Annotated in this window: 15 protein-coding genes; 6 read left to right on the forward strand and 9 right to left on the reverse strand. The window is 60.7% G+C overall.

Annotated elements, in window-relative coordinates:
• The 3 genes from ilvC to Q4Q11_RS14280 all read right to left on the reverse strand — a co-directional run.
• Positions 1-790, reverse strand: a 790-nt coding sequence (gene ilvC / locus Q4Q11_RS14270) for a ketol-acid reductoisomerase (protein ID WP_498569908.1), incomplete at its 3' end; no start/stop codon positions are given.
• Positions 791-834: 44 nt separating this feature from the next.
• Positions 835-1,485 carry a TetR/AcrR family transcriptional regulator C-terminal domain-containing protein gene (locus tag Q4Q11_RS14275; protein WP_112510093.1) on the reverse strand — a complete coding sequence of 217 codons (651 nt, stop codon included), beginning with the start codon at positions 1,483-1,485 and terminating at the stop codon, positions 835-837.
• A 201-nt stretch (positions 1,486-1,686) separates the two neighbouring features.
• A complete protein-coding gene (locus tag Q4Q11_RS14280; RefSeq protein ID WP_112510096.1) occupies positions 1,687-2,598 on the reverse strand; it encodes an AraC family transcriptional regulator in 912 nt (303 codons plus the stop codon).
• Positions 2,599-2,799: 201 nt separating this feature from the next.
• On the opposite strand from Q4Q11_RS14280, the gene Q4Q11_RS14285 reads away from it, so the two are divergent.
• Entirely contained in the window at positions 2,800-3,843 is a 1,044-nt protein-coding gene (locus tag Q4Q11_RS14285; RefSeq protein WP_113216239.1) for an NAD(P)-dependent alcohol dehydrogenase, read from the forward strand.
• Positions 3,844-3,883: 40 nt separating this feature from the next.
• On the opposite strand, the gene Q4Q11_RS14290 is transcribed toward Q4Q11_RS14285, so the two are convergent.
• Positions 3,884-5,146: an NAD(P)/FAD-dependent oxidoreductase gene (locus Q4Q11_RS14290; protein ID WP_498569909.1), complete on the reverse strand. Its 1,263-nt coding sequence runs from the start codon at positions 5,144-5,146 to the stop codon at positions 3,884-3,886.
• Between the two features lie 108 nt (positions 5,147-5,254).
• Positions 5,255-5,719: an Lrp/AsnC family transcriptional regulator gene (locus tag Q4Q11_RS14295; RefSeq protein ID WP_498569910.1), complete on the reverse strand. Its 465-nt coding sequence runs from the start codon at positions 5,717-5,719 to the stop codon at positions 5,255-5,257.
• A 162-nt stretch (positions 5,720-5,881) separates the two neighbouring features.
• Here Q4Q11_RS14295 and Q4Q11_RS14300 point away from each other — a divergent pair, with 162 nt between their 5' ends.
• The 4 genes from Q4Q11_RS14300 to Q4Q11_RS14315 all read left to right on the forward strand — a co-directional run bounded on the left by Q4Q11_RS14300 (position 5,882) and on the right by Q4Q11_RS14315 (position 9,644).
• Positions 5,882-6,601 (forward strand): aspartate/glutamate racemase family protein, encoded by a 720-nt coding sequence (locus Q4Q11_RS14300; RefSeq protein WP_498569911.1) that lies wholly within the window; start codon positions 5,882-5,884, stop codon positions 6,599-6,601.
• Between the two features lie 71 nt (positions 6,602-6,672).
• Entirely contained in the window at positions 6,673-7,602 is a 930-nt protein-coding gene (locus tag Q4Q11_RS14305; RefSeq protein ID WP_498569912.1) for a bifunctional helix-turn-helix transcriptional regulator/GNAT family N-acetyltransferase, read from the forward strand.
• A gap of 144 nt (positions 7,603-7,746) precedes the next feature.
• The gene (locus Q4Q11_RS14310; protein ID WP_113216243.1) at positions 7,747-8,364 is read left to right on the forward strand and encodes a TetR/AcrR family transcriptional regulator; all 618 of its coding nucleotides are present in this window, start codon (positions 7,747-7,749) and stop codon (positions 8,362-8,364) included.
• A 53-nt stretch (positions 8,365-8,417) separates the two neighbouring features.
• Entirely contained in the window at positions 8,418-9,644 is a 1,227-nt protein-coding gene (locus tag Q4Q11_RS14315; RefSeq protein WP_498569913.1) for an MFS transporter, read from the forward strand.
• Between the two features lie 48 nt (positions 9,645-9,692).
• Here the strand turns inward: Q4Q11_RS14315 and Q4Q11_RS14320 are convergent, their stop codons facing one another.
• The gene (locus Q4Q11_RS14320) at positions 9,693-10,940 is read right to left on the reverse strand and encodes an FAD-dependent oxidoreductase (RefSeq protein WP_498569914.1); all 1,248 of its coding nucleotides are present in this window, start codon (positions 10,938-10,940) and stop codon (positions 9,693-9,695) included.
• Between the two features lie 9 nt (positions 10,941-10,949).
• Positions 10,950-11,369 (reverse strand): winged helix-turn-helix transcriptional regulator, encoded by a 420-nt coding sequence (locus Q4Q11_RS14325; protein WP_112510125.1) that lies wholly within the window; start codon positions 11,367-11,369, stop codon positions 10,950-10,952.
• 138 nt (positions 11,370-11,507) lie between these two features.
• Here Q4Q11_RS14325 and Q4Q11_RS14330 point away from each other — a divergent pair, with 138 nt between their 5' ends.
• Positions 11,508-12,395: an SDR family oxidoreductase gene (locus Q4Q11_RS14330; protein WP_113337018.1), complete on the forward strand. Its 888-nt coding sequence runs from the start codon at positions 11,508-11,510 to the stop codon at positions 12,393-12,395.
• Positions 12,396-12,620: 225 nt separating this feature from the next.
• Here the strand turns inward: Q4Q11_RS14330 and Q4Q11_RS14335 are convergent, their stop codons facing one another.
• Both Q4Q11_RS14335 and Q4Q11_RS14340 read right to left on the reverse strand, forming a co-directional pair.
• On the reverse strand, positions 12,621-13,373 hold the full coding sequence (locus tag Q4Q11_RS14335) for a pyridoxine 5'-phosphate synthase (protein ID WP_112510131.1): 753 nt from the start codon (positions 13,371-13,373) through the stop codon (positions 12,621-12,623).
• Between the two features lie 187 nt (positions 13,374-13,560).
• Positions 13,561-14,688 carry an ATP-dependent DNA helicase gene (locus tag Q4Q11_RS14340; RefSeq protein ID WP_113216248.1) on the reverse strand — a complete coding sequence of 376 codons (1,128 nt, stop codon included), beginning with the start codon at positions 14,686-14,688 and terminating at the stop codon, positions 13,561-13,563.
• Positions 14,689-14,821: the final 133 nt, after the last annotated feature.

Raw genomic sequence — 14,821 nt, forward strand, 5'->3', positions numbered from 1 at the left:
GACCGGTGACGTATTCGCCCCACTCGGCCGTGTTCGAGATCGAGTAGTTCATGTTGGCGATGCCGCCTTCGTAGATCAGATCGACGATCAGCTTCACTTCGTGCAGGCACTCGAAATAGGCCATTTCCGGGGCGTAGCCAGCTTCGACCAGCGTTTCGAAGCCGGCGCGGATGAGTTCGACGAGACCGCCGCAGAGAACGACCTGTTCGCCGAAGAGGTCGGTTTCGCACTCTTCGCGGAAGTTGGTTTCGATGATGCCCGAACGGCCGCCGCCGACGCCGCAAGCGTAGGAGAGAGCGAGTTCAAGCGCATTGCTGGAAGCGTTCTGATGAACGGCAACGAGGCAGGGAACGCCACCGCCCTTCTGGTATTCGCCGCGAACCGTATGGCCCGGACCCTTCGGAGCGATCATGACGACGTCGACCGAAGCCTTCGGCTCGATGAGGCCGAAGTGAACGTTGAGACCGTGTGCGAAGGCAATCGCAGCGCCGTCACGGATGTTAGGAGCGATGTCGGCCTTGTAGATGTCGGCCTGGAGTTCGTCCGGGGTCGCCATCATCATCAGGTCGGCCCAGGCGGCAGCTTCGGCAACGGTCATGACCTTAAAGCCGTCGGCTTCGGCCTTCTTGATCGTGGGCGAACCGGCCTTGAGCGCGATCACGAGGTTCTGTGCGCCGCTGTCCTTCAGGTTCAGCGCGTGAGCGCGGCCCTGGGAGCCGTAGCCGATGACGGCGACCTTCTTCGACTTGATGAGGTTGAGATCGGCATCACGATCGTAATAGACGCGCATTGTTTGTCCTTCCCTTTGCTTGTCTGGGTGCAGATTTCGAATTGTCAGACGGTCGCTGCCGCTTCCGCCAATACCTTTTCCGTGCCGTAAAGCCGGAGGAAGGCGCTGACCGCCTTTTCCGCCTGACGGCTCGTATCTTTCAAACCGGGCTCGCCGAGCAGCATGCGGACATGCAGATCGGAGACGATGAGCCCGTAAAGCGTGTGATATGCCTCGTCGGCATCGGTGAAGCGCAGCAGTCCTGCCCGCTTGCCGGCATCGATCAGACCGCTGGCGCGGCGGTCGATCTGCCTGCGGCCGCGCTCCAGCAGGAGCTTGCCGAGCTTGGAGCCGTCGCGGTTCGACTGGCCGATCGCCAGGCGGTTCAAAGCGAGCGATACATCGCCCGCCAGAACCTCCAGCAGGTCGCGCGCGAAAATGACGAGGTGGTCATGCAGGCTTGCCGCGTTGAGCCGCTCGCCATTGCGCTCGAAGGTGCGAACCTTGCTCGCCTGATACGTGATCATCGCCGAGAGCAGGCCGTCACGATCGCCGAACCATTTATAAAGACTTTCCTTGGAGCAATTGGCGGCGCGCGCGACGCCCGAGGTCGTCAGCGCCTTTTCGCCGCCATCGACGAGCAGACGCAGCGCCTGTTCCAGAACCGCGTTCTGGCGCGGCGAAAACTCGCTCGTCTGTCCTGCTTCGCTCAGCACGGTGGCTACTCCCAAATGCGTACCGTACGGTACGGTTCGTGGCGCTTTATGCAGGACCACAAAGTGGCCGTCAAGCGGAATTCGTTGCTGCGGTGCGTTAAAAGAGAGAGCTTGTCACGCTGCGAAACGATGGCAGCTGCCACGCGCCGGTCAGTTGATCGAGAAAGCTCGACACAAATGATTGGTGGGAAACAACATCATCTACTCGGCGGCGACCGCGTTGTTGCGCATCGCCTCCACATCCTTCAGCGGCGGCAGGCCGTAGAGGCGGCTGTATTCCCTACTGAATTGCGAGGGACTTTGATAGCCGACGCGATGGCCTGCCGACCCCACGTCAAGCTGTTCGACGATCATCAGCCGCCGTGCCTCATGCAGCCGAAGCTGCTTTTGATACTGCATCGGCGAGAGGGCCGTAACAGTCTTGAAATGGTGATGCAGCGAGGAAACGCTCATGCCGACGCGCTCGGCGAGCTCTTCGATGCGCAGCGGCTGCGTATAGTTGCTGCGGAGCCAGGCGACGGCACGCGCCACACGGTTGCTCTGGCTTTCCGCCATGGCGATCTGCAGGAGCCGAGGACCATTAGGACCAGTCAGCAGGCGGTAGAGGATTTCCTGCTCGATCAAAGGCGCCATAGCTGGAATATCTTCCGGCCGATCGAGCAATCGGAGCAGCCGCAGCGAGGCATCCAGCAGTTCCGGTGAGGCCGCATTGACCGCAATTCCACGCACAGGCTCGGCGGTTAGTGCCTGACGTGGAATGCTGACGCGCGACAGGAGCTCCTTCAACCGTTCGCTGTCGAGTGCCATGCCGAAACAAAGATAAGGCGTATCGCTGCCGACATTGGTGACCTGCGTCGATACCGGAAGGTCGAGCGCGGTTAAAATATACTCGCCGACACCGTAATTGTAGGTCTCGGCACCGATTGTCAGGTTCTTGCGCCCCTGAACCACAATTGCAAAACAGGGCCGATAAGCCCCATGCTGCCACACGGTCGCAGCCGACTGCCGATAGAGATTAAGATTGTCTATCGGCGTGCGGTGCTCGCCGTCGCTCGGAGCGAAACGTGCAACGATCGATGCGAGTTCCTGATTGGGATTGAAAGGCAGTGTCATGCGCAACCAAATGTTTTCGAGCAGATATCGATGCCTATCTAGGTAACACCGTTCGATCGCGAAAGACCTGCCACGCATTTAGATTCGCAGGATCGTACATAAAGCTTGCAGGATCGCTCTAACGCTGCGGCCCGGCCCTGATGCATGGTGGGCCATCCAAATTCTACTCCCAACCCCTCCGAAAAGATAAGGAAATCTCCCATGCCTATCGCAAAGGGTTATGCCGCTACCGACGCGTCCAAGCCGCTCACGCCGTTCACTTTCGAGCGCCGCGACCCGAATGACGACGATGTCGCCATCTCCGTCAAATATTGCGGTGTATGCCATTCCGATATCCACCAGGCCCGCAACGAATGGGGCTTCTCGAAGTACCCGATGGTTCCCGGCCATGAAGTCGCCGGCATCGTGACCGCCGTCGGCTCCAAGGTCACGAAATTCAAGGTCGGCGACCGCGTCGGCGTCGGCTGCTTCGTCGATTCCTGCACGACCTGCGCCACGCGCGACCTGGACTACGAGCACTACATGCCGGGCCTGGTCCAGACCTATAACGACGTCGAAGCCGACGGCAAGACACCGACCTTCGGCGGCTATTCCGACTCGATCGTCGTCAAGGAAGGCTATGTCCTCTCCTTCCCCGACAATATTCCGCTCGACGCTGGTGCGCCGCTGCTTTGCGCCGGCATCACGCTCTATTCTCCGCTGCGCCACTGGAAGGCTGGCCCCGGCAAGAAGGTCGCGATCGTCGGCATGGGCGGCCTCGGCCATATGGGCGTCAAGCTGGCCCATGCCATGGGCGCCGATGTCACGGTTCTCAGCCAGACGCTGTCGAAGAAGGAAGACGGCTTCAAGCTTGGGGCCAAGGACTACTATGCCACCAGCGATGCCGAGACCTTCACCAAGCTCGCCGGCACTTTCGACCTGATCATCAATACGGTCGGCACGGCGATCGACTGGAACGCCTATCTCAACCTGCTGAAGTATGACGGCAGCATGGTGCTGGTCGGCGTTCCCGAACATGCGGTTCCGGTTCATGCCTTCTCGCTGATCCCCGGCCGGCGCAGCCTTTCCGGCTCCATGATCGGCTCGATCAAGGAAACCCAGGAAATGCTCGACTTCTGCGGCGAGCACAACATCGTCGCCGAGATCGAGAAGATCAACATCCAGGAAATCAACGAAGCCTACGAGCGCGTGCTGAAGAGCGACGTCCGCTACCGCTTCGTCATCGATATCGCCTCGCTGGCATAAGCCCCAAAAGGGCGGCGTCCGTATCGGACGCCGCCCTTCCCTATTCCTCGCGCATACTTTCCCTTTGCGTGATCAGCCGGGCGCTGTGCTGCCGGCTGAGATAGATCCACAGCCAGCTCCAGGCGACCGCGATGCGCCAGCGCACGCCGATCAGAAAGTAGATGTGGGCGAGCCCCCAGACCCACCAGGCAATCCAGCCTTTAAGCTTGATCCAACCGAAATCGATGATCGCGGCACTTTTACCGATCGTCGCAAGGCTGCCCTGATGGCGATAATGGAACGGTCCGGGTACCGGCCTGCCTGCAAGCTTCGCCTTGATCGCCTTGGCGACATAAGCACCTTGCTGTTTGGCGGCCGGAGCGATCCCCGGCACCGGGCTGCCGTCTTCACGCAGGACCGACGCCGTATCGCCGATCACGAAGACGTCTCCCGTGCCTGGCGCCCTCAAATTCTTATCGACGATAGTACGGCCGGCGCGGTCTGCAGGAATGTCAAGCCATTTCGCCGCTGGCGATGCCTCGACGCCCGCCGCCCAGACGATGGTGCGGCATGGCACGAAAGCATCGCCGATCGTCACCCCTTCCGCCGTGCAGGACGTGACGGGTTCGCCGAAGCGCAGCTTGACGCCGAGCTTCTCCAGCTCCTTGCGTGCATAGTCCGAGAGATCTTCCGCGAAAGCAGCCAAAACCCGCGGACCGGCCTCCACGAGAATGATCTTCGCCTTGCGCGTATCGATATTGCGGAACTCCTTCGGCAAGGTCGTCCTCGCCAGTTCGGAGATGATGCCGACAAGCTCCACGCCCGTCGGCCCTGCTCCGACGATGACGAAGGTCAGGAGCGCCTCGCGGACGGCCGGGTCCGTTTCCATCTCCGCCCGCTCGAAAGCCAGCAGGATGCGGCGGCGGATGGTCGTGGCGTCTTCAAGGGTCTTCAATCCCGGCGCCACCGGCTCCCATTCATCGTGGCCGAAATAGGCATGGGTGGCACCAGTTGCCAGCACCAGCGTATCGTAGCCGATCTTCTGCCCATCTTTCAGAAGGACCTCGCGCGCCTCGCCATCGACACCGACGACTTCCGCAAGCAACGTCGTTACCTCCGGCCTGTCCCTGAAGAAGCTGCGGATCGGCCATGCAATCTCGGAAGTCGAGAGCAAGGTGGTCGCGACCTGATAGAGAAGGGGCTGAAAGAGGTGATGATTGCGCTTGTCGATCATCGTAACGCGGACGGGGGCGCCTTTCAGATCGTTGACGAGCTGCACCCCGCCGAAACCGCCCCCGACAACGACAACGTGATGATCCTGCATGGCAACACCTCATGGCTGGACTTCACGGAAAACGTAGGGTTGAGACGGGTAAGCGGCAACTATCTTTTATGCATGGCACCTCTGCATGCCCAGGAGACAGCGAAGCGCCTATTGTGCATAACCGACCGGAACCGACGCGCCGCTCTTCAGCTCCTCCATCGAAATGGATGCGGAGACGTCGAATAGTTCAACCCGGCGCACGAGCTGCTTGTAGATGACATCGTAATGTTCGACACGCGGCAACACGATCTTGAGGATATAGTCATAATTCCCGGTAAGCCGATGCGCCTCCACGATCTCTGGAATGTCGCCGATGACCTTGCGGAAGGATTCGATCCATTCGTCGGCGTGATGCGCCGTTTTGATCAAGGCATAGACGGTGGTCGGCACTCCCATCTTTTCGCGGTCGAGCACGACGATGCGCCGGGCGATATGGCCGCTTTCCTCAAGGCGCTGGATGCGGCGCGAGCAGGCCGAGACCGATAACGCGACGCGATCGGCAAGTTCGGTCACCGATATGCCCGCATTGGTCTGCAAAATTTCGAGAATCTTTCGGTCGCGGTCATCAAGCATGTGCGGTAGCCCTTCATTATCACGCTGTTGTTTTGCACGAATTTGAAGTTTTGCGCAAATTGTTGCGGATGGGTGCGACGATCCCACAAAGTTTGCAAACACAAGGCGCGTGAATCGCAGCACTATCGCCTTACTTACAAACAGGAAGCGGAGAACAGCATTATGCGCACCATAGGTCTCATCGGCGGCATGAGTTTCGAAAGCTCGGCGGTTTATTATCGTCTGATCAATGAAATGGTCCGGGAGCGGCTCGGCGGCCTCTCCTCAGCCGAGCTGATTATGTACTCCGTCAATTTCGAAGAGATCGTCGCACTTCAGAAGGCCGGACGCTGGGACGATGCCGCCGATCGTCTCGCCGATGCTGCGGAACGCCTGCAGGCAGCCGGCGCCGAATGCGTGCTCATCTGCACCAACACCATGCATCTGATCGCTCCCGAGGTCGCCTCGCGCATTTCTGTGCCGCTCATTCACATCATCGACGAAACCGCGGCAGCGCTGAAGGCCGCAGGCCGTGTAAAGCCATTGCTGCTCGCGACGCGCTATACGATGGAACACGGCTTCTATGCCGAGCGCATGGCTGAGAACGGCGTCTCCGTCATGGTTCCCGGCCCCGAGGATCGCACCGTGACGCACGATATCATCTTCAACGAACTCTGCGCCGGCATCATCAAGGACGAGTCGCGCCGGAAGCTGAACGGCATCATCGAGCGCGCCAGGGCCGAAGGTGCCGACAGCGTCATCCTCGGCTGCACCGAGATCTGCCTCATCCTCGACCCGAATGCGCTGATCCTGCCCGGCTTCGATACGACGACGATCCACGCCGAAGCCGCCGTAGACTTTGCCCTTGCCGATGAAAAACCTCGCAGAAACTGCGCAGCCTGATCTCAATCAATTTACTTGACTGAGTCCAATAAATGATAGACACCGTCTTTTATATTTGAGGAGACGATGTCATGCCCCCTGCTGCCGGATTCGCAACCATCGATGCCGTCCGTGACTTCAATCGCTTCTATACGAATTTTCTCGGCGTCCTGAACAAGGCCTATCTCGACAGTCCCTACACGCTGACGGATGTGCGCGTGCTGTTCGAAGTCGGCTTCCGCGGCGGCGTCGCCGCCTCGGCGCTGACGCGCGATCTTCATCTCGATCCCGCTTATCTCAGCCGCATCGTCAAGCGCTTTCGCGAGGATGGATTGGTCGAGACGACACCGGACCCGAACGATGCGCGCAGCCAGGTCATAAAAGTCACCGACAAGGGACAGGCGCAATTCGAGGAGTTCGTCCGCCGCTCGCGCGCTCAGATCTCCGGCCACTTCGAAAAGCTTGCGATCGGCGAACCCGAACGCGTCGTCGCGGCCATGCGAACGATTCAGGACACGCTCGGCGCCGATGAAACCAGTGGGGTACCAGCCATCATCCGCAACCATCGGGCTGGAGACATCGGCTGGATCGTACAAAGTCAGGCACGCTTTTACACTGAGGAATTCGGCTGGGACGACCGCTTCGAGGGACTGGTGGCCGAAGTCGCCGGAAAATTCCTGTCCAATTTCAATCCGCAAAAGGACCGCTGCTGGATCGCCGAAAGGGGCGGCCTGAAAGTCGGCTCCGCCATGATTGCCGATGGCGGCGACGGCATCGCCAAGCTCAGGCTGCTCTATGTCGACAAGACCGCGCGCGGCCTCGGCCTCGGCAAGCTGCTGGTCGACGAATGCGTCCGCTTCTCCCGCGACGCTGGCTACAGAACACTCTCGCTCTGGACCAATGACATTCTCGACACCGCACGCGCCATCTACATCAAGGCGGGCTTCAGGCTTGTGGCGGAGGAAAGGCATCGCATGTTCGGCCCGGAATTGAACGGCCAGACCTGGGAACTTGATTTGTAGGTGTTCTTGGGAGCCTTGCCGCAGGGTGAACCGAATTTGTTGAGCAGGCTCCGCGTGTCATGAAGTCGGGGCATCGCTGCCTCACAAAATACGCGACGCAAAAATTCACTTGATTTGGAAACGATCATTTCCTAAAAGAGTGACATGACGACAGATACTCTCGACACCGCACCGAAGCTTCGTGGACGTCCACGCGAATTCGACATGGATTCCGCGCTGGACGAAGCGCTGCGCGTCTTTTCCGAGCGCGGCTACTATGCGGCCTCGATCAGCGAATTGACGGAAGCCATGGGTCTGACCGCAGGCAGCGTCTACAAGGCGTTCGGCGACAAGCGCGGCGTATTCCTTGCTGCTTTCAGCCGATATCGCCAAGTCCGCCAACAGCTCATCGATGAGACGCTTGCGGAAGCTCCGAGTGGCTATGAAAAACTTCGTGCCTTGGTGATGTTCTTCGCGGAGGCCTCGTGCGGTGAGATCGGCCGCCGCGGTTGTCTCGTGGTCGGAAGCGCGACGGAGCTTGCCCTTTTCGACGAAGAGGTTGCCGGTCGTGTCGGCGTCGCCTTCGATTTCGACGAAAGGCGCATCCTCGATCTGATCCGTCTCGGTCAAGAGGATGGCTCCGTGTCGAAAAATGTCGATCCGGAAAGTACCGCCTGCGCCTTGCTGGCCCTGACGAAGGGCATGCGCGTGATCGGCAAGACCGGCCGCAAGACCGAACAGATGCTCGCCGTCGCAGAGACGGCGATGAAACTGCTGACCTGATTCCCATTGAAATCCAGGGGAACGCTTCCCCCTGCCTGTATTGAGGACAAGACATGCCCGCAATTGCCGCTGTCAAACCGGAGAGCACCCCGCTCCCGGAAAAAACCATTTCGCCGCTTCTCACATTCATGTTCGCCGCCGCCTGCGGGCTGGTGGCCGCCAATCTCTATTATGGTCAGCCTCTCGCCGGCCCTATCAGTCAGTCGCTCGGCTTCAGCCCGGCAGCGACCGGCCTTATCGTCACTCTGACACAGATCGGTTACGGCCTCGGCCTGCTGCTGATCGTGCCACTCGGCGACCTTCTCGAAAACCGGAAACTGGTCCTGACGCTGATTGCGCTTTCCGCCGTCGCGCTTATCGGCGCTGCCTTCGCATGGTCGCCGACGCTGTTCCTGCTCGCCTCGCTCTGCATCGGCCTTGCATCCGTCGCCGTGCAGGTTCTTGTCCCCTTCGCCGCCCATATGGCGCCGGACGCCAGCCGAGGCGCCGTCGTCGGCAACGTCATGAGCGGCCTGCTCGTCGGCATCATGCTCGCCCGTCCGGCCGCCAGCTTCCTGTCCGAGCTTTCGTCCTGGCACTCGGTCTATATCATCTCGGCCGGCATCATGATCGGGCTGATCGTCATCCTGCGCCTCGTTCTGCCGGCCCGCGTTCCGCACACCAAGCTTCACTACGGGCAGCTGCTGTCCTCCATGGGCCATCTCGCGCTCCGCACACCGGTTCTGCAGCGACGCGCGCTGTACCAGGCCTGCATGTTCGGCGCCTTCAGCCTCTTTTGGACGACGACCCCGCTTTTGCTGGCGAGCCCAGTCTTCGGCCTCACGCAAAACGGCATCGCGCTTTTCGCGCTTGCCGGAGCCGCAGGCGCCGTCGCCTCGCCGATTGCCGGACGCGTTGCCGATCGTGGCTGGACCAAGCTTGCCACCGCCTTCGCCCTGACGATTGCGATCGTTGCCTTCCTGATCGGCCATTTTTCCGGCAGCGGTTCATTGCTGGCACTGATCACGCTGACACTCTCCGGCATCATGCTCGACTTCGGCGTCCAGACCAATCTCGTGCTCGGCCAGCGTGCCATCTTCGCGCTCAGCGCCGAGCATCGCAGCCGTCTTAACGGCCTCTACATGGCGACCTTCTTCGCCGGCGGCGCCCTCGGCTCCGCACTCGGCGGCTGGGCCTATGCGACCGGCGGCTGGAGCATGGCCTCCTGGATCGGCGTCGCTTTCCCGGTCATCGCACTGCTTGCCTTCCTGACCGAGAGCAATTCCAGGAAAAGTGCGTAGCGGTTTCCCGTCCGGAATTGCATAGAAACAAAGGGATGCAAGAACTGATCAGGAGGGCTGCGGCATAGCCAGCCGCAGCCAGTCGCATTCCTGCAGGCCGGCACCGTGAAACGGGTCGATCAGCGTGCCGGACACAATGCCCGCCAGAATCTGCGGCGCGGGAGGCACCTTGGCGATGGTGGCGACCAGCCGGTCCCTGATCCAGGCGAGCGCCGCTGAATCAGATTGGTAGAAGGGCGTGAAGGCGGACGAGAGCAGCTGGAACAGCCGCACATGCATCCGCCGCGCCTTGGCATAGGCTGAAAGAGCGGCTTCGATGGTTTCATGCTCCGCAAGCGCATGCGCGAGCGCCGCCACATCGAGCAGAGCCATGTTGGCGCCCTGCCCCAGCTGCGGGCTGGTGGAATGCGCCGCATCGCCGACGAAGACAGTCCGTCCGCTATAGGGCGTCATCACGGTACGATGGGCATAACGCGCCAGCGTCAACTGATCCCAGTCTATGATCTGCTCCAGCAAGGGCTCACATTCCGGCCAATAACCGCGGATCGTCTGCTTCCAGCGTTCAAGCCCGCATCTGCGCACCTCATCGGCATCCGCCACCTTCAAGCTCCAGAACAGGGCCGCCTGCTTCGGCATGTGCGGCCGTCTCCTGCCAACCGGCAAGACGCCGATCATCACGCTCGCCTTGTCATAACGCTGCGTCAGCGCCGCCTGATGCACCAATCCGTCCGGGCAATCCAGCGTCGCCCAGAAGGCGCCGTAGACGAGGTTGCGTGCGCGCGGCGCAACAGATGAGGCCGTCACCAGCTCCGAACGTGCACCACTGGCATCGATGATGAGATCGTAAGGCCCGAGGCGCTCGCCGCCGTCGACGGAAAGATGGCTTCCATCACGCTCTTCCGTCACACCGATGACGCGCTGTCCGGTATGGATCGGGTGTCGCCGTACGGAGACTTCATCGTAAAGAGTGTCGAACAGCGCGGCGCGATGAACGCCAAGCCCATAGCGCCCGCCCGGCAACGCGTTGTAGCGCACGTCGAGGACAATGCGGCCGCGGGTGGTTTCCGTACCGAACAGCCGGTCGATGCGATTGCCGGCGGCATGAATGGCCGGACCGAGGCCCAACGATTCGAGTACGGTCAATCCGGTGGGCTGCAGCATCAGCGCCGAGCCGACCGGGGCCGGGCTATCAAATCTTTCGATGATATCGGTCGTGTGGCCGGCGCGAGTGAGAAAGAGAGAGGCGGCAAGACCGGCAGGTCCGGCGCCGACGATGGCGATCTTCAAAGATTTCACTGTAAAGGCTCAGTCCGGCGATTGATCGAAACGGACACGAGCGGCACGCACGGCCTCGTGATTGGCCTCGGCCCAATTAAGAAGCTGTGCCAACGGCTGGTAGAGCGAATAGCCGAGATCCGTCATGCGGTATTCGACACTCGGCGGCTTTGTCGGGAAGACCTCGCGACCGATATAGCCATCACGCTGAAGTTCACGCAGCGTCTGCGTCAGCATGCGCTGGGAAATATCGGGCACCAGACGGCGCAGCTCGCCGAAACGATATGGCCGTTTTGCCAGTGTTTCGAGTATCAGCACCGACCACTTTCCGCCGATCTGCGAGATCAGATCACGCACCGGACAGTTGCTGAAATCGAGATTGCTGAGATCGACGTCGCGTAACGGCGGGTCTATGCTGTCACGCAGATTGACGACGGCGCTGGCTGCCATACCGGTTCCCTTTTGGTAACTTGGAGCCGAAAAACTGCCTTCTTTACATCGCGAAGTCAATTCCTATTCTAGTGCTAGTCTCTTTTTGAGAGCATCAAGGCCTCTGCGAATTTGCGGCGGTCCAACAAGGGAAAACACATGAGCAGCACTCTTCTCGTCACCGGCGCCGCCGGTCAGCTTGGCAAGCGCGTCATTCATCACCTGCTGGAGACATACAAGATCGCGCCCGGCCGCATCATTGCCGCTACGCGCAGCCCGGAGAAGCTGGCCGACCTCGTCGCCAAGGGCGTTATCACCCGCAAGGCCGATTTCGATGATGCCACCTCCCTGGCCACTGCCTTCGCCGGCGTCGACCGTCTGCTGATTATCAGCACCGACGCGCTCGCCGTCCCCGGCCAGCGCCTGAAGCAGCACACCGCCGCCGTCGAAGCCGCGAAGAAGGCTGGGGTGAAGCATATCCTCTACACGTCGATGCCCGCGCCCGAAAATTCTCTCGTCAGTTTCGCACCCGACCACCTCGGCACGGAAAATGCCATCAAGGCAAGCGGCGTCGGCTATACGATCCTGCGCGACGCCTGGTATTTCGACAACTACCTGATGGGCCTGCCGCACAGCCTCGAAACCGGCAAGTGGTATACCGCGACGGGCGGCGGCCGCGTCAGCAACATCAGCCGCGAAGATTGCGCGCTCGCCATCGCCGCAGCCCTGGCGTCTGACGCAACTGACAGCGCCACCTACACACTGACGGGCTCAACCGCCGTCACCGTCGAGGACGTGGCGAGCGTCGTCAGCAAAATCACCGGCCGTCCGCTTGAAGTGGTGCAGGTCAATGACGAACAGTTCGCCGCAGGTCTCGCCGGTGCCGGCTTGCCGCCATTCGTGGTCGACATGCTCGTTTCCGCCGACGCCAACACCCGCGCGGGCAAATTCGATATCCTGACCAACGATTTCCACAAGCTTACGGGCAAGGAGCCGCAGACGCTGCGCAGCTTCATCGAGGAGCACAAGGCCGCATTGCTCGGCTAAGTTTTAGTGAAGGTCAGGCGAGTCTCTTTTCACCGAGACTTCAAGCATGGCCCCTGACCCCAACCCTCTCCCCGCAAGCGGGGCGAGGGAGTTTTCGCGCTTAGCCCAAGAACTCTCTGTCGTTCCTTCTCCCCGCGATGCGGGGGAGAAGGTTAGGATGAGGGACCAGGCAAAGACAGCGCGGCAAAAAACCAACGCGCCTGACCAGCGTTAAAGGCTACTCCCTCAAACTGTCTGGCCACAAGCCCGGCGGAAACGGCGCACCGTCTCGGCCATGCCATATTCCAGCGCATCGGCTGTCAGCCCGTGCCCGATCGAGGTCTCCGCGAGCTTCGGAATGCGCTTCAGCAGCGCTGGAAGATTGGCGACTGTCAGGTCGTGACCGGCGTTGACATCAAGGCCGTTGGCGAAGGCGGCGTCTGCGGTTTTGCCAAGCGCTTCGAGAATGACGGCAGCCTTCTGCGGATCATCGTAGCAGCCGCCATAGGGGCCGGTGTAAAGCTCGATGCGGTCGGCACCCACGTCCCTGGCGATCTTCACGGCGTCTGCATCGCCGTCACCATCGGCAAACAGCGAGACGCGGCAGCCGATCTTTTTATATTTGGCGACGACGTCGACCAGCAGCTCGCGATTCCTACGGAAATCCCAGCCGTGATCCGATGTTGCCTGCGTGGGATCATCAGGCACGAGCGTCACCTGCTCGGGCTCGGCAGACGCACAAAGATCGAAGAATTCGTCGCTCGGATAGCCCTCGATATTGAACTCCGCTTCCGGAAACTCGTCATCGATCAGCGCACGGATATCGGGCAGATCGGAAAAGCGGACGTGGCGCTGATCGGGGCGCGGATGAACGGTCAGACCGCTGGCACCGGCGGCGAGCGCGATGCGTCCCAAACCCGTGACGCTCGGCCAGGGAAGATCACGCCGATTGCGCAGCATCGCGATGGCGTTGAGGTTCACGGAAAGCTTGGCGGGCATGATCGAAATCCCTGATTTTCAAAGCGGATGACAGCAGCCGTTTTATGCCATTATGCCCTGCAAAACCAACAGGATTCCGACATCAACCCATGCAAAACTTTGATGCGCGCATCAGTCACGCACCACCGCTTGGTGACGCATCGGCGGCAAGTCCTTTTTGCGGATATCGATACCTGGGCAACGGCCCCTAACGAACGATGGTCAACGTCTCGGCAGCGCGGGTAATGGCCGTATAGAGCCAGCGCTCGCGGGTATCGCGAAAAGCCCAGCTCTCGTCGAACAGCACGACGTTGTTCCACTGCGAACCCTGCGCCTTATGGACGGTCAGCGCATAGCCGTAGTCGAATTCGTCGTACCGTTTGCGCGTCGACCACGGGATTTCGCCCTCGACATCCTCGAAAGCCTGCTTCAACAGCTTGATCTTGGCAGCACCGCGGTCCATGTCGTCGTCTTCCGGGCGCACCAGCAGATTGATGCCCGGCTTCGTCGTTTCCCGGGAAGAGGTCATGACCTGCCAGAGCGAGCCGTTGAGCAGTCCCTTGGCGGGATCGTTGCGCAGGCAGACCAGCTTGTCGCCGGATTGCGGATAGTCGGCCGTAAACCCTTTCAGCTCGCGCAGACGCTGATTGTAGCGCCGGCGCGTCCTGTTCGTGCCGACGAGCACCTGATCGGCCTCCATCACCAGCGGCTGCGTGACCTCGTTCTTCGAAATCACCTGCGCGGCACCATAGTCGCCATGCATGATCTCCTTGCCTTCGCGCACCTGCATGGCGAGCTGGATGATCGGATTGTCGCGGGCCTGACGATGAATATCCGTCAGCAGGTAATCCGGCTCCTCATTCGTGAAGAACCCGCCGCCGGAAACGGGCGGAAGCTGGCCGGGGTCGCCGAGCACCAGAATGGGCGTTCCGAAGCTCATCAGATCCTTACCGAGCGCTTCATCCACCATCGAGCATTCGTCGACGATGATCAACGCCGCCTTGGCGACCGGGCTCTGGCGGTTGATCGTAAACATCGGTGCGATCGATGTCTTGCCCGTCTCTTCGTCCTCGACGGCCTCTTCGCCGCGCGGCCGGTAGATCAGCGAATGGATCGTCTTGGCATTCGAAGCGCCGCGCGAGCGCAGCACCTGCGCCGCCTTGCCTGTGAAGGCCGCAAACAGCACCTCGCCGTCCACATGCTCGGCAAAATGCCGCGCAAGCGTCGTCTTGCCCGTGCCGGCATAGCCGAACAGACGGAACAGCGGCGAGCGACCCTCCTTCAGCCACTTGGCAACGGCCTGGAGCGCTTCATCTTGTTGCGGCGCGAATTGCATGGGCCGAATTGGCAGGATTCGGCGGCAGGAAGCAAGCAGTAAAAAAATACCCGGCGCGCTGGGAATAAAATCGGAGGCACCGGTGTCTCATGTCCGGCAGCGCGCAAAGCGAGGCCTGGGCAACTACCGTCCA

This window comes from Rhizobium sp. UFLA01-1127 (genome assembly GCF_059803845.1).